The organism is Enterococcus sp. JNUCC 77 (assembly GCF_054819945.1).
In genome coordinates, this window is sequence record NZ_JBTHIG010000001.1 from 918,734 (window position 1) to 942,834 (window position 24,101).

Consider the following 24,101-nt stretch of genomic DNA (forward strand, 5'->3'; position numbering starts at 1 on the left):
GATGAAAATTATTGATTTTCATACTCATATAGGAGATATTTTCCACGAAAATCGTAGTATTACCTTTAAAACCAATTATAAAAAAGGTGATTATGTTGATCCGTTTATCCCTTTTGAAGCTTCTGGTTACAATACGCCATTTTTCCCAGAAAATCCGGTAGCCTTGCAACAGTTGATTGATGCGGGACAATATCGCGTTTGGGAATGTACGATGGAAAATTTTGCCCACGACATGACTGAAAATGAGATTGCTTATGCTTGTCTTTTACCGGTCTTGCCAAACACAAACTTTGAGGAATATTTGGCTGTCTCTAAATTAGATCAGCGCTTCATTCCTTTTACTTGTCCAAATTTTGATTTGGAGATTCCAGAGATGGAAGCAAAATTATTAAATGATATTAAATTAGGAGCCAAAGCTTTAAAAGTCCATCCGATCTTGCAAAATATTAGTTTGGAAAATGAAAAAGTAGAAGCTGCGGTAGATTTATTTGGTAAAGCTGGTCTACCAGTTATTTTCCACGTGGGGATTGGTCAGTATTATGGTCCAGATGTAAATTATCCGCAAAATCCAGAGTTTGGTGATCCGCGTTACTTCTATGAGTTTGCACCACGCTTTAAAGATTATGATTTGATTGCAGCACACTGTTGTGGCTGGCCAGAAGAGTTTGCTAAAAAAACGGCTGGTTTAGATAATGTGTATACTGATACCACTTTCTGTAATGCGACTTTGATTAAGCAAGGGGTGGACTTATTAGGGGCAGATCGAGTGCTTTTTGGTACGGATTATCCTTTTGGTAATTTTAAATATTCAATTTTGGAGGTTAAAAAAGCTTTAGCAAATGATCCTGAAAGTATCGAAAAAGTTTTTTATCATAACGCTGCTAGACTATTAAAACTATAAGGAAAGAAGGAAAAAATATGACAAAAGAAGCTGTTCAAAAAGTAGTAGAGAATTATATCGAAGGAACTTATACTGCTGACACCGAAATGTTGAAAAAAGTTTTTCATCCTAGTGCAATTATGACTGGCTATATGGGACCGGATTTGATGATTGCGACACCGACACCTTTTATCGAAGATGTGGGTTCTCAGCCAGCAATGAAAGACAGTGGTGCCCCTTATAAGGCTGAGATTACTCATTTAGTAGTAACCGGAAATATTGCTGAAGCAACCGTCTATGAAACAGGTTTCTTTGGAGATGGGACTTTGGAGGATCATTTCCACTTGATTAAAGATACTGAGGGTCAATGGAAAATCGTTTCAAAATGTTTTACAACTTTATAGAAACTGAGTAGGTACTGAAAAAATTCTTGATGCCATATTTTTATAACTAAGAATGACAAAATATGTTAGATTTACAGTATAACGATTGTGTCCTTCAGTTAAATTGATAATGGAAAAGAGTGAGTCTGATGAAAATCATGGAAACCAAAAATAAAATAATTGACGCCAAACCTTTTCAGCTATTTTCCCATGATTATAGAATTATTGATTATCAAGAAGAGCTGTTGGATTGGTCGCGGGAACATTTAAAAACCGAGGCATTATTTTATCAGTTTCAAGTTAAGGAAGAGATGGTGGTTACCTATCTGCCGGATGCTTGTGTCAACCTAATCTTTGAAATCAAAGGAGAAGAAGTGACTAGTAAAATGCTAGGGATTTTAACCGAGGCAAAAGAAACTATTTTCGAACCGGGAATTTGTTATTTTGGGGTGAAACCTTATACCAATGTCGGTTTGCGTTGTAAGGAAAAAGATCAGAGCTGTTTAGTCAATCAACTGGTTTCTTTGGATAGCCAATTTCCCGCTGCAAATGAGTTAATTCAAAAATTTAAACTGGTGAAGGATTTTCAACAACGGAAGGATTTGATTTTGGCTGATCATCGCAGTATTTTCTTGGATGAAAATCGCCGTTCAGTATTGTCGGAGTATTTATCAGTCTTGCTGTGTACTAATACAACGGCTATTTCGATGGAAAAAGTTGGCGATGAAACAGGCTATTCTAGACGCTATACCCAACAAATTTTTCGGAGAGAGATTGGGATTAGTCCTAAAAAATACAGTCGAATTATTCGCTTTCAAAATGCGATCAAAGCTGTTTTTGGTAAGACTGACATGACTTTGGCGAAGTTAGCTTGTCAATTAGGTTATTATGATCAGGCTCACTTAATTCATGAATTTCAATTATTTACTCAGCAGTCACCTAAAAATCTAATGGAAAGTGTTACTTTGTCTAAATGATATTTTAGTTAGGAGGAAGATATGAACGTAGGTAATTGTTTTCCCTTACCTGGTAAAATTGAAACTGAGTGTTTAAGCGTTGTGCTTTTTCAAATGAGTTTAGCAGTCGTGCCGAAATCAAAAGAAGAAGTAATGAAAAATGTCGATAAATTGATTGAATGGATTGAAAGGGCAGTCACTGGTTATCCAGGTCTAGATATGATTGTCACTCCTGAAGCATCTTTAAATGGTGTTGGTCCACATGCATCTTTATGTTGCATTTCTCTAGAGGGACCAGAACTTGCTCTTTTAAAAGAAACTTGTAAAGAATATCAGATTTGGCTAGTAGTAGGCGCTTGTGTGGATGAAGAAGATGGTAATTTTTATAAAAACTGTGGTATTACTATAAATGATCGCGGGGAGATTGTTGACGTTTATCGGAAGGTGACGCCTTGGAATCCGGTGGAACCCACTAGTCCAGGTGATGAAATTAACGTTTTTGCCGGACCAAAAGGAGCAAGAATTGCTACTATTATTTGTTCTGACGGAGACTACCAAGATAATTGGCGGGAAGCGGCGACAAAAGGAGCCAATGTTGTATTACGTTTAACGACTTATATGACACCTTTTGAAAATGCTTATGAAATTACAAACCGAGCTGGAGCGTACTTTAATAAAGTTTATGTTGTAGCCGTCAATAATTCAGAAATGGATGATTGTTATTCCTTGTTTGGCCGTAGTATGGTAGTTAATCCAGAAGGAGATATAATTACTCAAGCCCCTGTGGGTCTACCATATATTTTTAAAGCGGATTTATATCCAGGAATTTGTGACGCAATTCAAAAACAGGCTTATATGGGAGATTTAATTTGGCTGGGTAATCATCGTGGTGCAGCTTCTCCTGATATGTTTGGTATTGGTAAAGATAAACAAATGTATCAATATTTACGTCAGAAGGAAAACTAGATGAGATTTCCTAATATTGGTATGCACTTTTTTTTAAAAGCTGTAGCAGAGTTAGATATTAAGTTTCCAATCACAAAAAGTGAATTAATCAAAATGGCAGAGGATATTCAAGTAAGAACTTGGGAAACGGAATATACACCGTTAGCGGTTATCTTTGAAAGAATGGTTCCTGAAGTTTATCCAAATGGGACAGCTTTTATGTGTGCGTATACTTCAGCGAACTTACAAGCGGCTAAACTGGCCTTTATCGAAAATAAATAGAAAAATTTTTATATCTTTATTTTGTTTGCTATAATGTTGGCAACAAAACTAAAGGAGCGATTTTGATGGCGAAAGATGAATTGCAACAGCATTTAGATAAAGGAATGTATGGCAAGCCACAAATAAATCCTGATGAGCAAAAAAAATACTTAGGTACTTTTCGTGAACGTTGTTATTTGAGCATGAATATCAAAGAAATGCGTGATCCAATTTATTCAATTGCTTTGAAAAGTGAAATTGAAAAGGAACCAAATGCAAAACTATTAATTAATGGAGCAATGCCAGAAACTCTACAGCAAAAATATATTACATTTGCTAGTACCAATAAGATTGATTTTACTATTGTTAGTACGGCAACAGCAGAAAGTGATGATAAAATCGGTTTATTATTGGTGGCTGATCATGCAGTAGATGAACCAGTAATTGATGTAGCAGAAAAGTATCCTGATTTGGAAAAAAAGGAATTACCTGAATCCAAGAAAAAGAGTTTCTTTGAGCGACTATTTGACTAAGAATTTTTAAATCCTAGTTGACAATTTTCGCAAGACTGGTTATTATACTGCTTGGGCACCCTTTTAAGAGGGTCAGGTTTAGAAATTACGCTCCCTATCATTTTTTGGTGGGGAGCTTTTATTATTTTCTAGACACTTCCTGTAAAATTATAATGGAGGTTTTTTTCTTATATGACAAAGTATATTTTTGTAACTGGTGGCGTTGTTTCTTCTATCGGGAAAGGAATTGTAGCAGCATCTTTAGGTCGTTTACTAAAAAATCGTGGCTTAAAAGTGACAATTCAAAAATTCGATCCATATATTAATGTTGATCCGGGAACAATGAGTCCTTATCAACATGGTGAAGTGTTCGTTACAGATGATGGTGCAGAAACTGACTTGGATTTAGGCCATTATGAGCGTTTCATTGATATTAATCTAAACAAATATTCAAATGTGACAACTGGAAAAATCTACTCTGAAGTTTTACGGAAAGAACGCAAAGGGGAATATCTTGGTGCAACAGTTCAAGTCATTCCACACATTACTAATGAGATTAAATCTAAAATCATGCGGGCAGCTAAAATGACTGATTCTGATGTGATCATCACTGAAGTCGGGGGAACTGTAGGAGATATCGAATCGCTACCATTCTTAGAAGCTTTACGTCAAATGAAAGCTGATGTGGGTTCTGATAACGTGATGTACATTCATACAACTTTAATTCCTTATTTAAAAGCGGCTGGTGAAATGAAAACCAAGCCTACGCAACATAGCGTGAAAGAATTGCGTGGATTAGGGATCCAACCGAATATTTTAGTTGTACGAACAGAATTACCAGTATCTCAAAGTACCAAAAATAAATTAGCGCAATTTTGTGATGTCGCACCTGAAGCGGTAATTGAGTCTCGTGATGTTGAAACATTATATTCGATTCCATTAGCTTTACAAGCACAAGGAATGGATCAAATTGTTTGTGATCATTTAAAAATTGATGCGCCACAAGCTGATATGACAGAATGGCAAGCACTTGAAGAAAAAGTTTTAAGTTTGAAGAAAACAACGAGAATTGCTTTAGTTGGTAAATATGTAGAATTACCAGATGCGTATCTATCAGTAGTTGAAGCATTGAAACATTCTGGTTTTGCCTTTGATTCTGATATTGAAGTTGATTGGATCAAAGCCCAAGATGTGACTGCTGAAAATGTTCATGAAAAACTAAAAGATGCAGATGGCATTTTGGTTCCTGGTGGTTTTGGTGATCGCGGTGTTGAAGGTAAAATCGAAGCCATTAAATATGCTCGCGAAAATGATGTACCATTTTTAGGGATTTGTCTTGGCATGCAAATGATGTGTGTTGAATTTGGACGCAATGTAGCAGATTTGGAAGATGCAGCTTCAACTGAAACAAAACCTGATGCAGAAAATAATATTATTGATTTGATGGCTGATCAAGAAAATGTAGAAAATCTAGGTGGTACTTTACGTCTTGGTTTATATCCATGTAAAATTAAAAAAGGCACAGTAACTGCTGATGCTTATCAAAATGAAGATGTGATTCAAGAACGTCATCGTCATCGTTATGAGTTTAACAATGCTTATCGTCAATTATTTGAAGATCAGGGGATGATTTTCTCTGGTGTTTCACCAGATAATCGCTTAGTTGAAATTGTTGAATTACCAAATAAAAAATTCTTTGTAGGTTGTCAATTCCACCCAGAATTGATTTCACGTCCTAACCGCCCACAACCGTTAATTAAAGACTTTGTTGGCGCTGCATTAGCAAATAAAGAAGTTAAATAGAAAAAGTAAGCCAGCATGCCGACTCGACATGCTGGCTTTTTTTAGCTTCTAACAACTGGGAAATAAACAATTACCTCGTTTTCATCAGGAGCTGCTTCACTTGGATCTGTTTCATAATATTCAAAAGGACTATCGATCAGGTGATAATTATTTTCAGCAATCCACTGAGATAAAGAAGCATAAACTGCTGGCATTTCTTGGTAATTACCTTTAAAGGCTAATTTTGCTGCTTGATAAGCAGGTAATTCTCTAGTAGACTTATTTACTTCTTGGATTGGAACAGCTAGTTCTAAATCATAATTTTCTGGCGTATATTCATCACTATGATAAATCGCCATAGGCGCGCCCATAGGTTGTATCTCGGCGATTTTCATTTCGGAAAATAGTTTCTCCATCAGTTGACCAAAATTCTTGATGTTAATTGTTTCTCGCACTGAAAATAAATGTTGTGTCGGACTGTTGACTAGTTTGATCTGATCTTTGTAAAGCATAAAATCTCCTCCTTCAGCTAAAGCCGTAATATCCGTGGCGATTTCCTCTTGAAGCTTTTGATAATGTTTTGCTTTACCAATCATTTCATGTTGTTTTTGATTTAAAAGAGTGGGTAAAAAACTTTCATCTTTTAAAACCTGTTGAATTTCAGCGAGACTACTATCATACTTTTTTAAATAATGAATAGTGATGACATCTGCTAATTGCTGAACTGAATAGTAACGATAATTGTTAACCGCATCGATTTTAGCAGGCTTTAGTAAACCAATTTCATCGTAATAGTGCAAGGTTTTTGCCGGAATTTGGGCGGCTTTTGAAAATTGATTGATTGTTAACATTATTTTTCTCCTTCGGAAATTTTCCACATCTTTAGACTAAGCTTTCCAGTAGCTGGAAGGTCAAGTAGTGTTCTATTAAATTAGTATAACAAGTTTAAAGAATCTTTGGAGACGGAAATAATTATGAAGCGTGCTATAATTTTATAAAGGGCTTACATTGATTATGGTAAGGAGTTTTGCAATATGGAAACAATTTTATCCAATACGATGCGCCGGCGATTTTATTTATTATATGCGTTACATAGTTCTACTGGTTGGTCCACGATAGAGGATTTAATGGTAGCAACGAATGCTTCTCGGAAGACAGTTATAGCAGATTTACATTACTTAGAAGATCATTGGTCAGAATATATTACGATGGACTATCAAAAAAAATTAGGATATCGATTGGTCCAATCGAAAGATCATTCGATCCATGACATTTATCGCTATATTTTAAAGGATTCTAGCGCCTTTAAATTATTAGAAGCTATATTTTTCCAGCCAAATCGAACAGCAGAATACTGGAAAAAAACGTTTCATTTAAGTAGCGCTTCTTTATATCGTTTAGCACAAAAGATTCAAAAAGTACTCAATTTAAGAGGGATGGACTTAAATAAAACACCTTATCGAATTGAAGGAAAAAATGAACGGCAAATCCAAATTTTTTTAATGAATCAAGATTTTCATTGGGAGCACGGTGATGTAGATCGTGTTGATTTAGCTTATGCAATTGCTGTAACTATTGTACGTAGTGAGCAAAATTATTTAATGGTCAAAGTGCCAAGGATGACTGCAAGGCATCGAAAACTAATCGCTTTGATGGAAAAGTATAAACCAGACATGGAAAAAATTATCGCTCCTTTAGGATATCAACTCCCTGAAAAATGGAAAGAAGATTTTATCATTACTGTTTTTTGGTGGGAATTTGCGTGGGATAACTTTGAGGAATCATTGCGTTTGCGAAAAATTGGTTATGATTTTGTTGACCAAGTAATTACTAGCTTTGACTTTACCATCGATAATGAGAGTCGTGAGCGAATTAATGCGGCTTTTATAAAGACTTATATGCGTCATAAAATTTATCCTTATCCAAGATATATTTTTTATAATCGCAGTTGGTATAGCAGCCATATTCTAACTCAAGATCATTTGTTTTTTGGTAAAGTAATGGAAAAGATCTTAAAAGATTTAGAAGCAAAGACTGATTGCCCTTGGTATTCAATGTATTTTGACCATATGATTACAGTAGTCGCTTTTTATTGGAAAGACTTCTTTTTACAATTTGATAATTTAAGAAAAGTTGTTGAAGTTGCAGTATTTAGTGATCTAGGAAGGTATCATGCGGAATCATTAGCTAATTACCTAAAAGCAGTTTTTGGCAAAAAAATAGAAACTAAAGTTCAGCCCGACTCATTCTATTACTTGAAAGATCCTCAAACAATTGAAGTGGATATTTTCGTAGCCAATTTTACTTTGAAAAAAATTCCCAATGAAAAACTCTTTGTTGTGGAGGATATTCCTTCTTATAAAAATTTGGTTGATTTACAACAAGGAATAGATAAATTACGGGTTCCACGATTGAAGGAAACAACTTTTTTTAGTCCATCAATTTAATTCATATGTTTTCACTTATCTGAAAAAAATAAAATAAAAAATATTTGTAAAATGTAAGTGTTTACTAAAAGGTTTGTGGTAGCAAACTTGTAAAAACTTTGATATGATAGGGTCGTTAGTTAAGATTCGTCTTAGCCAAAAAGAAAATTCTTAGGAGGAATTTATTTATGCCAGTAGTATCAGGAGCAGAGTTCTTAAATGCAGCACGCCAAAGCGGTTACGCTGTCGGAGGATTTAACACAAACAACTTGGAATGGACACAAGCGATTTTACGAGCTGCAGAAGCTAAAAAAGCGCCAGTTTTAATCCAAACATCAATGGGTGCTGCTAAATATATGGGCGGCTACAAATTATGTGTAGATTTAATTACTGACTTAGTAGATTCTATGGGTATCACAGTTCCCGTAGCAATTCACTTAGACCATGGTTCATACGAAGCTGCTTTAGAATGTATCGAAGTTGGCTATACTTCAGTTATGTTTGATGGTTCTCATTTACCATTCGAAGAAAACTTGAAATTAGCTAAAGACGTTGTAGAAAAAGCACATGCAAAAGGTGTATCAGTTGAATGTGAAGTTGGTTCAATCGGCGGCGAAGAAGACGGCATTATCGGTGCTGGTGAATTAGCTGACGTAAACGAATGTGTACAAATGGTTGGCACTGGTATCGACTACTTAGCTTGTGGTATCGGTAATATCCATGGTGTATATCCTGAAAACTGGAAAGGTTTAGCGTTTGATCACTTACAAGAAATTGCAAATGCTGTAGGTAATGATGTACCTCTAGTATTACACGGTGGTTCTGGTATTCCTCAAGAACAAATCGAAAAAGCAATCTCTATGGGTGTTTCTAAAGTAAACGTAAATACTGAATTCCAATTATCTTTCGCTAAAGCAACACGTGCTTACATCGAAGCTGGTAAAGATCAAGAAGGTAAAGGATTTGACCCTCGTAAATTATTAGCACCAGGTGTGGAAGCAATCATCAAAGATGCTGAAGAACACATTGACTGGTTTGGTTCAGCTGGTAAAGCTTAATTAAAACAGATTTAACCTCGGAGAAATCCGAGGTTTTTTTTTGTGCTTTTCATAAGTTCTTACGCCTATCTTTTTATAAAATCAATTTTATGATAAAATGGTTATTGGTTTATGTAATTTAAAATGATGAAAATAAAAAACGTATAGGTGAATATAAATTATGAAAAAAATAGAAATTATTGGTGGGAAACCATTAAAAGGCGATGTTACTGTTAGTGGAGCAAAAAATAGTGCGGTAGCGTTGATTCCTGCAGCGATTATGGCGGATTCGCCGGTAACTTTAGAAGGTGTACCAGACATTCAAGATGTGTATTCTTTGATTGAAATTTTAGAAATTATGGGTGCAAAGGTTGATTTTTCAAATAATAAAATGGTGATTGATCCTACCAATGTGGTGTCAATTCCAATGCCAAGCGGAAAAATTAATTCACTACGAGCATCCTATTATTTCATGGGTGCTTTGTTAGGAAAATTTGGGGAGGCCGTTGTTGGTTTGCCAGGTGGTTGTTTCTTAGGTCCGCGTCCGATTGATCTGCACATTAAAGGCTTTGAATCTTTAGGTGCAGAGGTTTCCAATGAGCATGGTGTGATTTACTTGCGTACTAATGAGGATGGCTTGAATGGTGAGCGAATTTTTATGGATGTTGTTTCCATAGGGGCGACGATTAATGTCATGTTGGCAGCTGTTAAAGCAAAAGGGCGAACAATTATCGAAAATGCTGCCCGTGAACCAGAAATTATTGATGTAGCGACCTTACTAAATAATATGGGCGCAAAAATTCGTGGTGCGGGTACTGATGAAATTAGAATTGAAGGTGTAGATGAATTACATGGCACGATTCATTCAATTATCCCCGATCGAATCGAAGCGGGGACTTACTTATCGATGGCAGCAGCAATGGGTGAAGGGATAACAGTCCACAATGTGATTTATGAACATTTAGAAAGTTTTATCGCAAAATTACAAGAAATTGGCGTAAAAATGAATATTTCTGAAGATGCGATTGAAGTATTGCCTTCTCATGATTTAAAGATGGTTAGTGTGACGACTTCTCCTTATCCAGGATTCGCGACTGATTTACAACAGCCGCTGACATCATTATTGCTTAAGGCTCATGGAACAGGCGAAATTACTGATACGATTTATTCAAAGCGGATTAATCATATTCCTGAGTTGGTAAGAATGGGTGCTAACGCTCGAGTAGCGGGTAATTTAATTATTTTAAATGGCCCGAATAAATTGCATGGTGCTGAGGTTGTAGCTTCTGATCTAAGAGCAGGCGCTTGTTTAGTAATTGCTGGATTAATGGCAGAAGGTAAAACAACAATTTACAATGTTGAATATATTTTAAGAGGCTATGACCACATTATTGAAAAATTGACAAATCTTGGTGCAACCATTGAAATGATCGAAGAAGAAGTGCAGGAAGAGGTTTAAAATGAGCGACTATTTAACAATGGCTGAACTGGAAAACAAAACTCTAAAAGATATTTATGGTTATGCGCGCCAGTTCAAGATTCCGTATTACAATAAAATGAATAAAAAAGAATTGGCTTTGGCAGTTATTCGTGCCCAAGCTGAAAAGCAAGGCTTCTTTTATATGGAAGGTGTCTTGGATATTGTCGGACAAGAAGGCTACGGCTTTTTACGTCCAATTAATTATGGGCCAAGTGCGGAAGATATTTATATTTCTTCTTCGCAAATTCGTCGTTTTGGATTAAGAAATGGCGATAAAGTTGCCGGAAAAGCCCGTCCACCAAAAGAATCAGAGCGTTATTACGGATTAATGCACGTAGAATCAGTTAACGGTAAGGATCCTGAAGAAGCTAAAGAACGTCCTCATTTTCCAGCCTTAACCGCGCTTTATCCCAACCGTCATATGACGCTAGAAACAACCGGTGGCCGTTTATCTACTCGAATGATTGATATATTTGCACCAGTTGGATTTGGTCAACGAGGATTAATTGTTGCACCACCGAAAGCTGGTAAAACTTCTATGTTAAAAGAAATTGCCAATGGTATTACAGATAACTACCCAGAAGTTGAATTAATTGTGCTATTGATTGATGAACGTCCGGAAGAAGTAACTGATTTAGAACGTAGCATTAAAGGTGACGTTGTCTATTCAACATTTGATCAACAACCAAGTAATCACACGCGTGTCTCTGAATTGGTGCTAGAAAGAGCAATGCGCTTAGTTGAAGACAAACGCGATGTCGTGATTTTAATGGATAGTATTACCCGTTTGGCTCGGGCTTATAATTTAGTAGTACCGCCAAGTGGCCGGACTTTGAGCGGCGGTATTGATCCTAATGCTTTATTTAAACCAAAGAAATTCTTTGGCGCGGCACGAAACATTGAAGAAGGCGGTAGTTTAACAATCTTAGCTACAGCTTTAGTTGATACAGGTAGCCGTATGGATGACGTTATCTATGAAGAGTTTAAAGGAACTGGGAACTTAGAGTTACAATTATCACGTGAATTATCTGAACGTCGCGTCTTCCCAGCAATTGATATTAAAAAATCTGGTACCCGAAAAGAAGAGTTGCTGATGGCACCAGAACACTTAGAAGAAATTTGGAAAATTCGTAAAAATATGGTGGGAGATTCTTTGGAATATACCCAACAATTTATTCAGTTTCTACGTAAAACCAATAATAATGAAGCCTTTTTTGAAGCTTTCAAAGATGTTTCATTTGGTAGTCGCGCCCCACGAAAAAATATGAAAAGATAATTGCATTGCTGAATTTTTCATGATAGTATATATCTGTTGCGAAAATGCAAAAATAACTCTGATTCAGCAAATGATTCAGGGCAAAGGAGCGAAAAAAAGATGAAACAAGGAATTCACCCAGAATATCACCCAGTTGTATTTATGGATTCAACGACTGGTTTCAAATTCTTGTCAGGTTCTACAAAATCTTCACAAGAAACAATCGAATGGGAAGATGGCAATACTTATCCTGTTATTCGTGTTGAAACAAGTTCTGACTCACATCCATTTTATACTGGACGTCAAAAATTCACACAAGCAGATGGACGTGTCGATCGTTTCAACAAAAAATACGGTCTCAAAGATACAAACGCTGCAGAATAATTCAATTATTCGCGATTGTTTTTATGACAATAATCAAAGAGCTTTCCTGGCAACAGGAAAGCTCTTTTTTTTTGAATAATTATTTATTTTTGCTACTTTAGTAAGCCTTTTTTTTCACTCCTAAACAGTTTGCCCCAAAAGCAACTGATTAATTGTGCTATTAAGAATAAACTGTACAAAACAGAAATATTTAAAAAGCTATTGTCATAAGCAACAACGAATTTTGTTTCTAATAGAATAATTAGGTAAGAAAGAATCAGATTGATAAAGTTACCTAGTAATAAATGGAAAACATAATTGGTTTTACCAGCAAAAAATCCTAATATGGAGACGATAAATAAAGCAGCGAAAATACCTATCAATGAATGGTATTGGTAGTCAATAGCTAAAGCTAGATGGCAATAGGGAATTAAAAAGTAGATAAAAGAAAGCGACCATACTTTATTATAAAATAGCATATTTATCTCCTAATAGTAATTATATTGTTATTTTATAGTTACTAATATCATTATTCAATCTTCAGATAAGAATGATGATAGATAATTAAAGTTATTTTATTTTTCTTCCATTGAATCTTAGTGATAAGGAAATTTTGCGATATTTTAATAACTATTTCTATTTGAATTGAAAAAAAGAAATTGAATCTTTACTATCTTTTTTATTGTGATAATATGATTAGAAATGGAGGGTTTTTATGAATAAATTACAGGATAGATTTAATGATAATGTTTATAAGATTGAAGTATCGTTGATTCGTCAATTTGATCAGGAAGTATCACAAATTCCTGGGATGTTAAAATTGACTTTAGGTGAACCAGATTTCAATACACCAGGGCATGTTAAAAAAGCAGGACAAGATGCGATTGAAAATAATTACAGTCATTATAGTGGTATGGCTGGTTTAGTGAACGTTCGTGAAGGTGTTAGTCAATTTTTCAAAGAGAAATATGATTTACATTACAATCCTGAGAATGAAATCTTAGTTACAGTCGGTGCCACAGAAGCAATTTCTGCTAGCTTATTGGCGATTTTGAATCCGGGAGACAAAGTGCTGATTACGGCGCCAACTTATCCTGGCTACGAACCGATTGTTACTTTGGCTGGCGCTGAGCTAGTTGCGATTGACACACGAGATAGTGGATTTGTTTTGACGCCAGAAAAATTAGAAGCAGCAATGGCAGAGCATGGTGATAAAGTAAAAGCGATTATCATGACATCACCGTCTAATCCAACTGGGGTTGCTTATAACGATCAAGAAGTACGAGTCTTGGCAGAAACTTTGAAAAAATATTCAGTCTTTGTGCTAAGTGATGAAGTTTATAGTGAATTGAATTACGAAGGTGAGCATGTTTCATTTGGGAAATACTTGCGCGATCAAACTATCGTTATTAATGGGTTGTCTAAATCTCATGCAATGACTGGTTGGAGAATCGGATTTATTTGTGCACCGAAAGAATTAACCGATCAAATTATAAAGGTCCATCAATATTTAGTTACAGCAGCATCTACGATTTCTCAAATGGCTGCAGTTGAGGCTTTAATTGAGGGTATTCGCGATGGTGAAATTATGCGGGTAGAATACAAAGCTAGAAGAGATTATTTGTATCAAGCTATGACGGATTTAGGATTTGATGTGGCTCGTCCATCAGGGGCATTTTATTTATTTGCAAAAATACCTGCTGATATCCAGTTGAATGCCATGGATTTCTGTTTGGATTTAGCAAAGAAAAATAAACTGGCGTTAATCCCAGGAAGTGCTTTTGGTCCTGAAGGAGAAGGATATGTCCGTTTGAGTTATGCTGCATCGATGGAAGATTTAGAAGAAGCGGTAAAACGACTAACTGAATATTTAGGGAAATAAGAAATAAGGTTGCGATTTAGATGTCGCAACCTTATTTTTTATTTATTCAAATGATCGAACAAGCCACCGATAGTTTTATTTTTCAGCGTTAATTCTTGGTCGGCTAAAATCACTTTATCAATTCGATAGTAATCTTCTAAATCGGGGACTTCTTTTAATTGCGCACCAATGAAATCCGCTGCATTTTGATAAGCTTTTTTAGTAACAGTATCGTCGATAAAATAATAAATGATAAGCATTTTCCTCACCTCGAAAATATTGTACGTCAAAACTAGGAAAATGACTTTTATTTTGTCTTTACTAAAAATTTACATATCTTTACGAGAGCTTTACCTTAAAACAATTCTTCATTTACAAAGCTTTGTTAAAGTTGTTTTTGTAATAAAGAAACGACTTTTTCAAATAAGACGAAGACAGTCGAAATGTTAAGGAGATTAATGATGAAGAAATTATTTTTAACGTTATTTGTATCAGGACTTGTATTAGCAGGTTGTGGAAGTAGTAATGATTCTAGTCAGGATAGCAGTGGTGGTGATGAGGCAGCTAAAATTACTGCAGTTGGATCAACAGCTTTACAACCATTAGTTGATGCTGCTCAAGAAAGTTACGTAGCAGAACATCCGAATGTTCAAATTTCGGTCCAAGGTGGCGGAAGTGGGACTGGTTTAAGTCAAATTAATAGCGGTGCTGTTGAGATAGGTAATTCAGATATTTTTGCTGAAGCCGGTGAAGGTGTCGATGCTAGCAAATTAGTCGATCATAAAGTTGCTGTTGTAGGATTTGCTCCAGTAGTAAATAAAGATGTAGGCGTTGAAGACGTGTCGAAACAAGAATTAATTGATATCTTTACGGGTAAAATTACTAATTGGTCAGAACTTGGTGGAAAAGATCAAGAAATTAACGTGATTAATCGCGCTTCTGGAAGTGGTACACGGGCAACTTTTGAAGAATTTGCTTTAGATGGACAAGAGCCAATCAAGGCACAAGAACAGGATTCTTCAGGAACTGTGAAAAAAATTGTTGGCGATACACCTGGGGCAATCAGCTACCTAGCACTTTCTTATTTAGATGATAGTTTACAAGCGTTGAAAGTTGATGGTATCACTGCTAATGCTAAAAATATTGAAACAAACGACTGGAAAATTTGGTCATATGAGCATATGTATACTAATGGTGAACCTAAAGGCGCATTGAAAGATTTCATGGATTATATGACAACTGATGAAATCCAAAATGGACCAGTCAAAAAATTAGGTTATCTGCCAATCACAGAAATGAAAGTGGAACGTGATGCAGAGGGTAATGTAACAAATCAATAATATGAAAAAGGACTGTTAGAAAAAATCTAACAGTCCTTTTTTAATGTTTTGGTAGAGTTACAATAAAAGTTGAGCCTAGTTGAGGATGGCTGTCAATGTTGACGGTGCCGCCAAGGATTTCACTATATTCTTTTACGATAGCTAACCCTAAACCAGTACCGCCAGAATGGCGACTACGGTCTTTATCGACTCGATAAAATCTTTCAAAAATACGTTCTTGATCCGCTTGACTGATACCGACGCCTTGATCTTGAATTTTCAAAATTAAAGGGTCATTGGCATTATCATAACTTATGATAATTTGACTATCTTGTGAAGAATATTGAATCGCATTTTCCAGTAAATTTTTGACAATTGGCTGGAAGAAAGTTAATTGTGTTTGGAAAAGTGCTGGGCCTTTTTTATCGATGGATACTGAAATATTTTTTTGTTTTAATAGATGATTATACAAATCGACTTGCTGTTGTAAAAATAAATCTAAATCAATCGTTTGCCACTGATCAGATAAATGGGTGCTGTCTTTAGAAAGTTCGATGATATCAGTAATTAAATGTTGCAAACGTTTGGCATCTTTTTCGATAATTTCCAGAAATTGAGTGGTTAGTTCAGGATCCTCTTTTGCGCCATCTAATAGGGTTTCTGTAAAACCAATTAGTGAAGTCACTGGCGTTTTCAATTCATGGGAGACATTACCCACAAAATCCCGTTGAATTTTTTCTAAATTACGGACATGGGTTAGGTCATAAACAGTAGCCATAATCTGATCACCATTGACTAAATTTTCTAAATAACGCATACGCACTTCTAAGCTAAGTTGCGAGGGTTCTTGTAAAGTAATTTCTTCATAAATCTGTTTTTTTTCGACAAGTGTTTGCTGAATTAATTGAATCATTTTATTGTCTTTAAAAACATCCCAATAGAAATGATTTTCCGCACCAGCAACTTGTAACATCTCTTCCATCGTTGGATTCATCATAACGATTTTTCCTTCAGTATCAATCATGAAAACCCCAATCATTAACTCATGAAACAAGGTAGTAAATTGTTCCTCAGTTGAAGTATAGGCAGCATATGTCTGATTAATTTGTTCCCCTAATTCATTGATGGTCAGATATAATTCCTGCCACTGAGAAGAGTTTTGCATGACATAATTGCTTTTATCAGGTTGCTCGACCATTCGCTTTAATACGGGTAGGACCGCTTGGATAGGTCGATTACGTTGATAGATTAAATAAAAAATAATGCTATAGATGACTAAATAAAAAAGTAAAAAGACAAAGAAAATGGAGCGACGGAAATTTTGCGTTTGCTCTTCGAAAACAGCTGTTGGTTTCGCAATTCGAATAATCCCCACCATTTGATTTTGTTGATTTATCGGCTGAGCAGTATAGAGCAAATTTTCTTTTAAAGTAACACTATAGCGGACAGCAGAGCCGACACTATTACCATCAATGGCAGACTTTATTTCAGGCCGATTACTCCGACTGTCGTGTAGACTGTGATCAAAAGTATCATAGATAATTTTTGCATCAGCATCCAATAAAGTAATTCTTTCTTCTGTTTCTTGTGAAAATTGATCAATGGTTTGCTGATTTTTTTCATCAGTTAAATTATTTAAATCCAGTTGAGTAGATAAAACGCGACCATTTTCTTCTAGCGTTTGTTCCTGTTGGCTAATTAATTGATTGGTATAAAATCGATTTGCTAAACGCCAGCTGCCAAAAAATAATAGCCCAATGATGAGTAATAAAACAACATAGTCTAGTTGTCTGCGTTTCATTGTTCCGGTACCTGAAATTTATATCCAAAGCCACGAACAGTTTGTAGATATTGCGGATGTTTTGGATCGGCTTCGATTTTTTCCCGTAAATGTGAGACGTGTACATCAACAATTCGACTTTGACCAGAAAAATCATACTGCCAGATGCGATCTAACAAAGTATCTCGGTCAATGACTCGATTTTTACGCTTCATAAAATATACCAACAGCTCAAATTCTTTAGGAGTTAATTCAATTTTTTCGCCACGAACGGTGACTTGATAATTGCTTAAATCAGCTTGAATTTCACCGGCAGTTAAATATTCGTGAGTAGTATCTTCTTTTTCCCGTCTAGGCTCGATCCGACGGAAAATAGCTTTCATCCGGGCCAAAACTTCTCTTGGAGAAAAAGGTTTGGTTAAGTAATCATCTGCACCAATCTCTAACCCTAAAATTCGATCAATTGCCTCATCTTTAGCTGTCAGCATTAGTATTGGCGTGTCAATTTTTTCTTGTCGTAATTTCTTTGCAATTTCTAAACCATCCATTGAAGGCAGCATGACATCTAAAATGATAAAGTCATAGTTTTCTGCTAAAGCTAGTTCATAACCAATCAAACCATCTTCTGCTGAAGTAACCTGATAACCCTCTTTTTCAAGGTTAAAGGTTAATAGTGTAACAATTGACGGTTCATCGTCAACAACCAGTATATGTTTCATTAGGTTCTCCTTTTAAATATATAAATTATTGTTCGCTTATTAATTTTAAATCTGAAAAATGAAAAATCAATGTTGTTTTCTTTTCATTCCTTGTAGGACTATTTACTACTATGAATAAATGGTATAATGAATAGGCAGTTTTGTCACCTTTTTTATCGGATTGGAGGAGCTTATGTTAGGAATTAGTTCGTGCTTGGCGGGAATTGCTTGTCGTTATGATGGTAACCATAATGAAATCAAGCAAATTAAAGATTATTTAGCTGACCATGAAGCAGTTTTAATCTGTCCAGAAGTTTTAGGAGAGATGTCAACACCACGAACACCAGCAGAAATTGTTGGCGGAGATGGCTTTGATGTCTGGCAAGAAGAAGCTAGAGTAATCGATAAAAACGGTCAAGATGTGACAGAATCTTTCAAGCAAGGTGCAATTTGTGCCTATGAAAGGCTAGAAAAGCAACAAATAACTGAATTAATTTTAAAAGAACGCAGTCCGTCTTGTGGCAGTAAAAAAATTTATGATGGCACTTTTTCAGGGACAAAAATAAACGGTGTAGGTGTTGCAACAGCTTATTTCATCAATCATGGAATTAAAATATATTCAGAAGAAAGTCAGTTAGAGGGTGTCTTAAATGGAAATTGAGAAAACGAACCGTATGAATGCACTGTTTGAATTCTATGCAACATTACTGACAGAAAAGCAGATGAATTATATGGAACTGTATTATGCCGATGATTTTTCTTTAGGAGAAATTGCTGAAGAATATGGCGTGAGTCGACAAGCAGTTTATGATAATATCAAAAGGACAGAAAAAATCTTAGAAGAATATGAACGCAAGCTATCTTTGTTTTCTGACTATATGGTACGACAAGATGTGTTAGAACGTCTTGAAACGTATGTCAGCGAACATTATCCAAAAGATGAGCATTTAGCTAGTGATATCAAGGAATTACAAGATTTAGATGAATAGAAGGAGAAAATAAATGGCATTTGAAAGTTTAACCGAACGTCTGCAACAGGCGATGAGTAAATTAAGAAGAAAAGGTAAAATTACTGAATCAGATATTACCGAAATGATGCGAGAAATCCGTTTGGCTTTATTAGAAGCCGATGTTAACTTGCAAGTTGTGAAACGCTTTACAAAAGATGTACGGGAACGGGCTTTAGGCCAAGAAGTTTTAGACAGCTTATCTCCAGCACAACAAATCGTCAAAATTGTTGATGAAGAATTGACTAAAACTTTAGGCTCTGAAACTGTCGGTCTAGAAAAATCACCTAAGATTCCAACGGTAATTATGATGGCTGGTTTGCAAGGGGCTGGTAAGACAACCTTTGCTGGAAAATTGGCAAATTATCTAATAAAAAATGAAAATGCCCGACCATTAATGATTGCTGGAGACGTTTATCGTCCCGCGGCGATTGATCAATTAAAAGTTTTAGGACAACAGTTAGATGTACCCGTTTTTGATATGGGAACAGATGTTAGTCCAGTTGAAATCGTGCGTCAAGGGATGGAATTAGCCCGCGAAAAGAAAAATGACTATGTTTTGATCGATACCGCTGGTCGTTTACATATTGATGAAACGCTGATGGATGAGTTAAAACAAATCAAAGAATTGGCTAATCCAAACGAAATTTTATTAGTTGTCGATGCGATGACTGGACAAGATGCAGTCAATGTAGCAGAAAGCTTTAATGAACAATTAGGTATCACTGGGGTTGTTATTACTAAATTAGATGGGGATACTCGTGGTGGTGCAGCACTATCAATTCGGTCAGTGACTGGTGCGCCAATTAAATTTATTGGTTCTGGTGAAAAACTAACTGATTTAGAAGTATTCCATCCAGATCGTATGTCTTCTCGGATTTTAGGGATGGGGGACATGCTGACTTTAATTGAAAAAGCGCAGCAAGATTATGATGAACAAAAGGCTGAAGAACTTGCGCGTAAGATGAAGGAAAATAGCTTTGATTTTAATGACTTTATCGAACAATTAGATCAAGTAATGGGCATGGGACCAATTGAAGATTTAATCAAAATGATTCCAGGAATGAATCAAATGCCTGGAATCGAAAATATTCAAGTTGATCCAAAAGATGTGGAACGAAAAAAAGCAATGGTCTATTCAATGACGAAAGCCGAAAGGGAAGATCCTGATTTATTAAATCCAAGTCGCCGTCGTCGAATTGCAGCAGGTTCAGGAAATTCTGTGGTTGAAGTTAATCGAATGATTAAACAATTTAAAGAATCTCGTAAAATGATGCAACAAATGTCTAAGGGCTCGATGCCAGCAGGAATGGACCAAATGTTTGGCTCAGGAATCAAAGGTAAAATGGGTAAGATGGCCATGAACCGGATGGTGAAGAAAAATAAGAAGAAGAAAAAGAAACGTAAATAGATTGAAGTGAAAAAATGGAGCATCTTATCTGGATGCCCCATTTTTTTTTTTTTATAAGTTGTAAATAATAATAAAGGCAACGAAAGCCAAACAAAGTACGAAAATTACACTACCAAGCATAACTAAAAACTTGTCTAATTTTATCTCAGGAAATGAACGTAATAATAAACGATAAATCAGCAAACCCATTATCCCCCCTAAAGCATTCATCAATAAATCGGTCACATCAGATGCCCCAATACCTAAAATAAACTGTAGAATTTCAATGGTTAAACTAAAAGCGATCATCAGCATTGTTTTTTCTAAAAATGAGGTTCGTTTACTGGAAACAGACAGTAAACCACCAAAAGGAAGGAAGATTAAAAAATTATAGAAAATTTCTAAAAAACCAATTTTCACATTAATAATTGTTGAGCCTTGGAAAGGGATCAAGTTAAGACTGCGTTGCGTATTGAACGATTGAATAATTCCAGGTAAAGAAAGAGCGAGTTTAAAAAGTAAAATCCAGACGAGAACAATTAAGTAGACTGTCAGTAGTATTTTGCCATTTCTTTTTGTATTCATTAAAAATGCCCTCCTCTATAAAAAACGCAAGAAAAAGCGCCAATTGTATAAAAAGAACGTTCCTATCAAACTAAGAAAAATATAACTAGCAGCTTCATGTTTGTTAAATGCCATAATTTCTTTACTCTCTTGGTTTATTAAGCATTGCCCTCCTCTCCACATAAGAAAACCTAAAAAAGCACCTAAGGTATTCATCATCAAATCATTAATATCAGTCACCCGACGATTAAATAGTTGCAATAATTCAATCATTAATGAAAATCCAAAGGCCAAGGAAGTTGAAGTGAACCACTGACGATACTTTTTCCAGATCAGTGGCAACAAAAAACCTAAGGGCATAAACATGAAAGCATTCAATATATTTGTCATCAAACTACTAGCCTGAAAAGGGACTAAACTAATTTCGTCAATTCTGATAATTTCTGGATAGCTTAAAATATCCCAAAGTGTTCCAACACCAGTGATATTGATGACTAAATAAAGATAAAAAATAAAAATATAACGCCAAACTAATCGAGATAAGGGAATTGGATCAATATTTTTTCGTAAATAGATCCATTGATAAATAAGGCATGGAAGAAAAATACAAAAAATCTGATATAAGGTAAAAAGAATCTCTAAAAACATGGAGTATCCCTCCCAAAATCATTCTGAGTGAATTATCTGTTTTCTTCTTGAAGCATATTTTTCTTTGATGGTTGAAAAGAAAACCACCACATAACAAGTCAAACCAACTAAGATTAAAATCAATAAACTAATTCCGATTGGACGCCAAACTGAATAGATTTCACCAATTGAGCGGCTGATATAATATGAATACCAAGGACTAAAAAAAGTATTTCCTAAAATGAATGTACAAAAGCTAGTCATGAAAATCCATATGGGCCAGCGAGATTCTTGATTGAGTAGATAGTTACCATCATTTTCTAGGCTGATTGTCTGATATTTTTTATATCCCCAAGTTAAGAAGCCTAAACTGAGCAATATAAAGAGCAGACTCATCGATAAATAACCACCTGTTTTTCCAACTGTGGTGATAAATAAGTTACTAGGTATCGAAGGTGTGTTATTTTGACTAATCGAAATGGTTTCAAAAATAGCAGAGATGGCATTAGGGAAAGAATAGGTGAAAAGCCAAAAAACCAACCAAGTCAAGGGCCCAAAAGCTAGATTACCTACCATTGAGCCAATAAAAGTACTGACAAAAAATATTGTCGAAATTAAGAAAAAATAATTGATAACTGAAACAAAAAGTTGACCTAATGTGGCATTCATATAAGGTGCTGGAATCATATTATGGATCAATACAGCATAAAGAAATTGTCCCGCTAGAACTGCTAATAATATCGGTCCACCAATATAGATAAGTTTTTTTATAAATAATTCTTTTCTGGTCACTGGCAGAGAGAAAAGAAAATGATTGAAACCTGTTTTTGTGTCCAAGAAAAAAAGTAAAAAACCAGCTAAAGGTACTAGGAATAATAAAATTGAAGAATAATTTGTTGTATTAGTAATATAGGTTTCATGTGATTCATAGTCTGTTGCAGCGGGAATTTTCAATGGATTATACATGTTCGTTGCTGGCTGATAGACATACAAATTAGAATCAATATATTCTTGGAAATTCTGGTAATTTCGATTATTTTGAGATTTGTCATCCCAGTAGGAGTATTCTGTTTGAAAATCTTCAAAATTTTGTTTAGCTTGTGAGTCCTCTGTGTAATGGGTGTAGGATTGATGCCAAGAGTCACTCTGAAATTTCGCATTGACTAAACAAATTCCGATAATCAGCAGGCAAAAGGCGATCAGTGGTTTTTTATACCGTTCAAAATAAATCGATTTAACCATTTGAGATACTCCTATCTAAAATTTTTTTCTGGGGCGCATTTAAATTTGCTTCAAATAAATCCTCTAAAGATAATGGTAATTCTTCAAAAACTAAAGGATCATAAGCTTTTATTTGATCAGCTAATTCTGGAGTGTAATGTTCAAAAACAACAGTAATCACCCGACCTTGAAAATTAATCAGTTTAGAATTTTCTTTGACAATTACCGGGATTTTCTTGGTTTTAAATACCAGCTGGATTTTTTTAGCTGTTTCTCGCATATTTTCCAGACAGTATTCTTTATTAATCTTGTTGTCTTTTAAAAGTAATGCTCGATCAATTAATCCTTCTAATTCACTTAAGTTGTGGGAAGCAATCAAAGCAGTCCGATTTTTTTCACTTAAATGCTCTAGTAATAATCCAATGACCTGCTTACGAACAATAACGTCTAAACCATCGAAAGGTTCATCTAGTAATAAATAAGTTGCGTTGGAACAAATCGCCAGAATCATTTGAAACAAACCTTGCATGCCTTTCGATAATTGACGGTAATTTAGTTGAAGTGATAAGTCATATTGGTGAGTCAATTGCAAAAATAAATCTTGATCAAAGTTTTGATAGTTTAAACGATAAAAAGCATTAATCTTTTTAAGGGAATAAGTATTTAAAAAATTTTCCTTTTCGTCAATAAAAAAAATTTGCTCTTTGATTGTCGGCTCTTGGTAAATGGATTGTTGATTAATTTGAATATCCCCTGAGTCAGGTAAATAGTAGCCAGCTAATAAACGAAAGAGACTGGTTTTTCCTGAACCATTTCGACCAATCAGACCAACAATTTCATTTTGAGTTAATGTAAAATGAATATCTTCTAGCACAATTTGCTGATTAATTGTTTTATATAATCCGTGTATCATCATCGATTAGGTCCTCCTAGTTTGTCTTCTTCTTGTTGTATCCAACCAATTAATTCTTCTGAAGTAACTTGTAAATGTTTTGCCTCTACGACTAAATCGCCAATCTGCTCTTTTAATTGTTGGATCTTTTGTTCATTTCGAGGAAGTTTACTGTTTTCCCGGACAAAAGTTCCTTTACCTTTGACGATGATTAAAACTTGTTCAGCCTCAAGAACTTTATAGGCTTTACTCACTGTATTGGGATTCATTAATAATTGTTTGGCCATTTCACGAACAGAAGGAATGCGATCTCCAGGCTGCAAAATATTTTGAAGAATATCTTCTTTAATACCCAAGACAAGTTGTTCATAATAGGCTTTATGGCTATTTTTATTTATTTTAACCATCTGGAATCTCCTTCTATTATTTTATGTGTACTAGTATACATAGTACACTTGAGTG

27 protein-coding genes are annotated in these 24,101 nt (G+C 35.1%); 17 read left to right on the forward strand and 10 right to left on the reverse strand.

Features of this window, described 5'->3' with window-relative positions:
• Position 1: 1 nt before the first annotated feature.
• From ACVWNY_RS04685 to pyrG, 7 genes are all read left to right on the forward strand, one after another.
• Positions 2-901 (forward strand): amidohydrolase family protein, encoded by a 900-nt coding sequence (locus ACVWNY_RS04685; protein WP_218324621.1) that lies wholly within the window; start codon positions 2-4, stop codon positions 899-901.
• A gap of 17 nt (positions 902-918) precedes the next feature.
• Positions 919-1,284 (forward strand): nuclear transport factor 2 family protein, encoded by a 366-nt coding sequence (locus ACVWNY_RS04690; RefSeq protein WP_218324622.1) that lies wholly within the window; start codon positions 919-921, stop codon positions 1,282-1,284.
• 128 nt (positions 1,285-1,412) lie between these two features.
• Positions 1,413-2,240, forward strand: coding sequence for a helix-turn-helix domain-containing protein (locus ACVWNY_RS04695; protein WP_454071779.1), 828 nt, complete (start codon positions 1,413-1,415; stop codon positions 2,238-2,240).
• Positions 2,241-2,261: 21 nt separating this feature from the next.
• Positions 2,262-3,185 (forward strand): nitrilase-related carbon-nitrogen hydrolase, encoded by a 924-nt coding sequence (locus ACVWNY_RS04700; RefSeq protein ID WP_454071780.1) that lies wholly within the window; start codon positions 2,262-2,264, stop codon positions 3,183-3,185.
• On the forward strand, positions 3,186-3,446 hold the full coding sequence (locus ACVWNY_RS04705; protein ID WP_454071781.1) for a hypothetical protein: 261 nt from the start codon (positions 3,186-3,188) through the stop codon (positions 3,444-3,446). It begins immediately after the preceding gene.
• Between the two features lie 65 nt (positions 3,447-3,511).
• On the forward strand, positions 3,512-3,958 hold the full coding sequence (locus ACVWNY_RS04710) for a YueI family protein (protein ID WP_218324626.1): 447 nt from the start codon (positions 3,512-3,514) through the stop codon (positions 3,956-3,958).
• A 171-nt stretch (positions 3,959-4,129) separates the two neighbouring features.
• On the forward strand, positions 4,130-5,740 hold the full coding sequence (gene pyrG / locus ACVWNY_RS04715) for a CTP synthase (RefSeq protein ID WP_454071782.1): 1,611 nt from the start codon (positions 4,130-4,132) through the stop codon (positions 5,738-5,740).
• 41 nt (positions 5,741-5,781) lie between these two features.
• On the opposite strand, the gene ACVWNY_RS04720 is transcribed toward pyrG, so the two are convergent.
• A complete protein-coding gene (locus ACVWNY_RS04720; protein WP_454071783.1) occupies positions 5,782-6,570 on the reverse strand; it encodes a MerR family transcriptional regulator in 789 nt (262 codons plus the stop codon).
• 183 nt (positions 6,571-6,753) lie between these two features.
• Here ACVWNY_RS04720 and ACVWNY_RS04725 point away from each other — a divergent pair, with 183 nt between their 5' ends.
• The 5 genes from ACVWNY_RS04725 to ACVWNY_RS04745 all read left to right on the forward strand — a co-directional run bounded on the left by ACVWNY_RS04725 (position 6,754) and on the right by ACVWNY_RS04745 (position 12,301).
• The gene (locus ACVWNY_RS04725; protein WP_454071784.1) at positions 6,754-8,166 is read left to right on the forward strand and encodes an AcpB/EbpR/MafR family transcriptional regulator; all 1,413 of its coding nucleotides are present in this window, start codon (positions 6,754-6,756) and stop codon (positions 8,164-8,166) included.
• A gap of 167 nt (positions 8,167-8,333) precedes the next feature.
• Positions 8,334-9,203 carry a class II fructose-bisphosphate aldolase gene (locus ACVWNY_RS04730; RefSeq protein WP_218324630.1) on the forward strand — a complete coding sequence of 290 codons (870 nt, stop codon included), beginning with the start codon at positions 8,334-8,336 and terminating at the stop codon, positions 9,201-9,203.
• A 160-nt stretch (positions 9,204-9,363) separates the two neighbouring features.
• Positions 9,364-10,641: a UDP-N-acetylglucosamine 1-carboxyvinyltransferase gene (gene murA, locus ACVWNY_RS04735; RefSeq protein ID WP_218324631.1), complete on the forward strand. Its 1,278-nt coding sequence runs from the start codon at positions 9,364-9,366 to the stop codon at positions 10,639-10,641.
• A gap of 1 nt (position 10,642) precedes the next feature.
• Positions 10,643-11,938, forward strand: coding sequence for a transcription termination factor Rho (rho, locus tag ACVWNY_RS04740; RefSeq protein ID WP_438720320.1), 1,296 nt, complete (start codon positions 10,643-10,645; stop codon positions 11,936-11,938).
• Positions 11,939-12,037: 99 nt separating this feature from the next.
• Positions 12,038-12,301: a type B 50S ribosomal protein L31 gene (locus ACVWNY_RS04745; RefSeq protein ID WP_218324633.1), complete on the forward strand. Its 264-nt coding sequence runs from the start codon at positions 12,038-12,040 to the stop codon at positions 12,299-12,301.
• A gap of 92 nt (positions 12,302-12,393) precedes the next feature.
• Here the strand turns inward: ACVWNY_RS04745 and ACVWNY_RS04750 are convergent, their stop codons facing one another.
• Positions 12,394-12,759, reverse strand: coding sequence for a hypothetical protein (locus tag ACVWNY_RS04750; RefSeq protein WP_218324634.1), 366 nt, complete (start codon positions 12,757-12,759; stop codon positions 12,394-12,396).
• Positions 12,760-12,995: 236 nt separating this feature from the next.
• On the opposite strand from ACVWNY_RS04750, the gene ACVWNY_RS04755 reads away from it, so the two are divergent.
• Entirely contained in the window at positions 12,996-14,162 is a 1,167-nt protein-coding gene (locus tag ACVWNY_RS04755; RefSeq protein ID WP_218324635.1) for a pyridoxal phosphate-dependent aminotransferase, read from the forward strand.
• 38 nt (positions 14,163-14,200) lie between these two features.
• Here ACVWNY_RS04755 and ACVWNY_RS04760 read toward each other — a convergent pair whose 3' ends face one another.
• Positions 14,201-14,401: a DUF4649 family protein gene (locus tag ACVWNY_RS04760; protein ID WP_218324636.1), complete on the reverse strand. Its 201-nt coding sequence runs from the start codon at positions 14,399-14,401 to the stop codon at positions 14,201-14,203.
• Positions 14,402-14,602: 201 nt separating this feature from the next.
• On the opposite strand from ACVWNY_RS04760, the gene ACVWNY_RS04765 reads away from it, so the two are divergent.
• Positions 14,603-15,481 carry a phosphate ABC transporter substrate-binding protein PstS family protein gene (locus ACVWNY_RS04765; RefSeq protein ID WP_218324637.1) on the forward strand — a complete coding sequence of 293 codons (879 nt, stop codon included), beginning with the start codon at positions 14,603-14,605 and terminating at the stop codon, positions 15,479-15,481.
• A 40-nt stretch (positions 15,482-15,521) separates the two neighbouring features.
• Here the strand turns inward: ACVWNY_RS04765 and ACVWNY_RS04770 are convergent, their stop codons facing one another.
• Positions 15,522-17,261, reverse strand: coding sequence for a sensor histidine kinase (locus ACVWNY_RS04770; RefSeq protein ID WP_218324638.1), 1,740 nt, complete (start codon positions 17,259-17,261; stop codon positions 15,522-15,524).
• Entirely contained in the window at positions 17,258-17,959 is a 702-nt protein-coding gene (locus ACVWNY_RS04775; RefSeq protein ID WP_218324639.1) for a response regulator transcription factor, read from the reverse strand. Before ACVWNY_RS04775 ends, ACVWNY_RS04770 begins: the two co-directional genes overlap by 4 nt.
• A gap of 172 nt (positions 17,960-18,131) precedes the next feature.
• On the opposite strand from ACVWNY_RS04775, the gene ACVWNY_RS04780 reads away from it, so the two are divergent.
• The 3 genes from ACVWNY_RS04780 to ffh are packed head-to-tail and all read left to right on the forward strand — an operon-like array spanning position 18,132 to position 20,356.
• Positions 18,132-18,599 carry a 2-thiouracil desulfurase family protein gene (locus ACVWNY_RS04780; RefSeq protein WP_454071785.1) on the forward strand — a complete coding sequence of 156 codons (468 nt, stop codon included), beginning with the start codon at positions 18,132-18,134 and terminating at the stop codon, positions 18,597-18,599.
• A complete protein-coding gene (locus tag ACVWNY_RS04785) occupies positions 18,589-18,927 on the forward strand; it encodes a putative DNA-binding protein (protein ID WP_218324641.1) in 339 nt (112 codons plus the stop codon). The genes ACVWNY_RS04780 and ACVWNY_RS04785 overlap by 11 nt, the downstream gene beginning before the upstream one ends.
• A 13-nt stretch (positions 18,928-18,940) precedes the next feature.
• The gene (gene ffh, locus ACVWNY_RS04790) at positions 18,941-20,356 is read left to right on the forward strand and encodes a signal recognition particle protein (RefSeq protein WP_218324642.1); all 1,416 of its coding nucleotides are present in this window, start codon (positions 18,941-18,943) and stop codon (positions 20,354-20,356) included.
• A 51-nt stretch (positions 20,357-20,407) separates the two neighbouring features.
• Here the strand turns inward: ffh and ACVWNY_RS04795 are convergent, their stop codons facing one another.
• The 5 genes from ACVWNY_RS04795 to ACVWNY_RS04815 are packed head-to-tail and all read right to left on the reverse strand — an operon-like array spanning position 20,408 to position 24,046.
• The gene (locus ACVWNY_RS04795) at positions 20,408-20,920 is read right to left on the reverse strand and encodes a VanZ family protein (protein WP_454071786.1); all 513 of its coding nucleotides are present in this window, start codon (positions 20,918-20,920) and stop codon (positions 20,408-20,410) included.
• A gap of 15 nt (positions 20,921-20,935) precedes the next feature.
• The gene (locus ACVWNY_RS04800; protein ID WP_218324644.1) at positions 20,936-21,547 is read right to left on the reverse strand and encodes a VanZ family protein; all 612 of its coding nucleotides are present in this window, start codon (positions 21,545-21,547) and stop codon (positions 20,936-20,938) included.
• 18 nt (positions 21,548-21,565) lie between these two features.
• Positions 21,566-22,768 carry an ABC transporter permease gene (locus tag ACVWNY_RS04805; RefSeq protein ID WP_454071787.1) on the reverse strand — a complete coding sequence of 401 codons (1,203 nt, stop codon included), beginning with the start codon at positions 22,766-22,768 and terminating at the stop codon, positions 21,566-21,568.
• A complete protein-coding gene (locus ACVWNY_RS04810) occupies positions 22,761-23,663 on the reverse strand; it encodes an ATP-binding cassette domain-containing protein (RefSeq protein WP_218324646.1) in 903 nt (300 codons plus the stop codon). The genes ACVWNY_RS04805 and ACVWNY_RS04810 overlap by 8 nt, the downstream gene beginning before the upstream one ends.
• Positions 23,660-24,046, reverse strand: a complete 387-nt coding sequence (locus ACVWNY_RS04815) for a GntR family transcriptional regulator (RefSeq protein WP_454071788.1) — start codon at positions 24,044-24,046, stop codon at positions 23,660-23,662. Before ACVWNY_RS04815 ends, ACVWNY_RS04810 begins: the two co-directional genes overlap by 4 nt.
• Positions 24,047-24,101 lie beyond the last annotated feature (55 nt).

Coding starts and splice junctions, on each gene's coding strand:
- ACVWNY_RS04705 (WP_454071781.1), top strand. CDS start 3,186: ATGAGATTTCCTAATATTGGTATGCACTTTTTTTTAAAAGCTGTAGCA.
- ACVWNY_RS04805 (WP_454071787.1), bottom strand. CDS start 22,768: ATGGTTAAATCGATTTATTTTGAACGGTATAAAAAACCACTGATCGCC.
- ACVWNY_RS04710 (WP_218324626.1), top strand. CDS start 3,512: ATGGCGAAAGATGAATTGCAACAGCATTTAGATAAAGGAATGTATGGC.
- murA (WP_218324631.1), top strand. CDS start 9,364: ATGAAAAAAATAGAAATTATTGGTGGGAAACCATTAAAAGGCGATGTT.
- ACVWNY_RS04795 (WP_454071786.1), bottom strand. CDS start 20,920: ATGAATACAAAAAGAAATGGCAAAATACTACTGACAGTCTACTTAATT.
- ACVWNY_RS04815 (WP_454071788.1), bottom strand. CDS start 24,046: ATGGTTAAAATAAATAAAAATAGCCATAAAGCCTATTATGAACAACTT.
- ACVWNY_RS04725 (WP_454071784.1), top strand. CDS start 6,754: ATGGAAACAATTTTATCCAATACGATGCGCCGGCGATTTTATTTATTA.
- ACVWNY_RS04775 (WP_218324639.1), bottom strand. CDS start 17,959: ATGAAACATATACTGGTTGTTGACGATGAACCGTCAATTGTTACACTA.
- ACVWNY_RS04800 (WP_218324644.1), bottom strand. CDS start 21,547: ATGTTTTTAGAGATTCTTTTTACCTTATATCAGATTTTTTGTATTTTT.
- ACVWNY_RS04700 (WP_454071780.1), top strand. CDS start 2,262: ATGAACGTAGGTAATTGTTTTCCCTTACCTGGTAAAATTGAAACTGAG.
- ACVWNY_RS04745 (WP_218324633.1), top strand. CDS start 12,038: ATGAAACAAGGAATTCACCCAGAATATCACCCAGTTGTATTTATGGAT.
- pyrG (WP_454071782.1), top strand. CDS start 4,130: ATGACAAAGTATATTTTTGTAACTGGTGGCGTTGTTTCTTCTATCGGG.
- ACVWNY_RS04690 (WP_218324622.1), top strand. CDS start 919: ATGACAAAAGAAGCTGTTCAAAAAGTAGTAGAGAATTATATCGAAGGA.
- rho (WP_438720320.1), top strand. CDS start 10,643: ATGAGCGACTATTTAACAATGGCTGAACTGGAAAACAAAACTCTAAAA.
- ACVWNY_RS04750 (WP_218324634.1), bottom strand. CDS start 12,759: ATGCTATTTTATAATAAAGTATGGTCGCTTTCTTTTATCTACTTTTTA.
- ACVWNY_RS04760 (WP_218324636.1), bottom strand. CDS start 14,401: ATGCTTATCATTTATTATTTTATCGACGATACTGTTACTAAAAAAGCT.
- ACVWNY_RS04780 (WP_454071785.1), top strand. CDS start 18,132: ATGTTAGGAATTAGTTCGTGCTTGGCGGGAATTGCTTGTCGTTATGAT.
- ACVWNY_RS04720 (WP_454071783.1), bottom strand. CDS start 6,570: ATGTTAACAATCAATCAATTTTCAAAAGCCGCCCAAATTCCGGCAAAA.
- ACVWNY_RS04785 (WP_218324641.1), top strand. CDS start 18,589: ATGGAAATTGAGAAAACGAACCGTATGAATGCACTGTTTGAATTCTAT.
- ACVWNY_RS04730 (WP_218324630.1), top strand. CDS start 8,334: ATGCCAGTAGTATCAGGAGCAGAGTTCTTAAATGCAGCACGCCAAAGC.
- ACVWNY_RS04685 (WP_218324621.1), top strand. CDS start 2: ATGAAAATTATTGATTTTCATACTCATATAGGAGATATTTTCCACGAA.
- ffh (WP_218324642.1), top strand. CDS start 18,941: ATGGCATTTGAAAGTTTAACCGAACGTCTGCAACAGGCGATGAGTAAA.
- ACVWNY_RS04770 (WP_218324638.1), bottom strand. CDS start 17,261: ATGAAACGCAGACAACTAGACTATGTTGTTTTATTACTCATCATTGGG.
- ACVWNY_RS04755 (WP_218324635.1), top strand. CDS start 12,996: ATGAATAAATTACAGGATAGATTTAATGATAATGTTTATAAGATTGAA.
- ACVWNY_RS04695 (WP_454071779.1), top strand. CDS start 1,413: ATGAAAATCATGGAAACCAAAAATAAAATAATTGACGCCAAACCTTTT.
- ACVWNY_RS04810 (WP_218324646.1), bottom strand. CDS start 23,663: ATGATGATACACGGATTATATAAAACAATTAATCAGCAAATTGTGCTA.
- ACVWNY_RS04765 (WP_218324637.1), top strand. CDS start 14,603: ATGAAGAAATTATTTTTAACGTTATTTGTATCAGGACTTGTATTAGCA.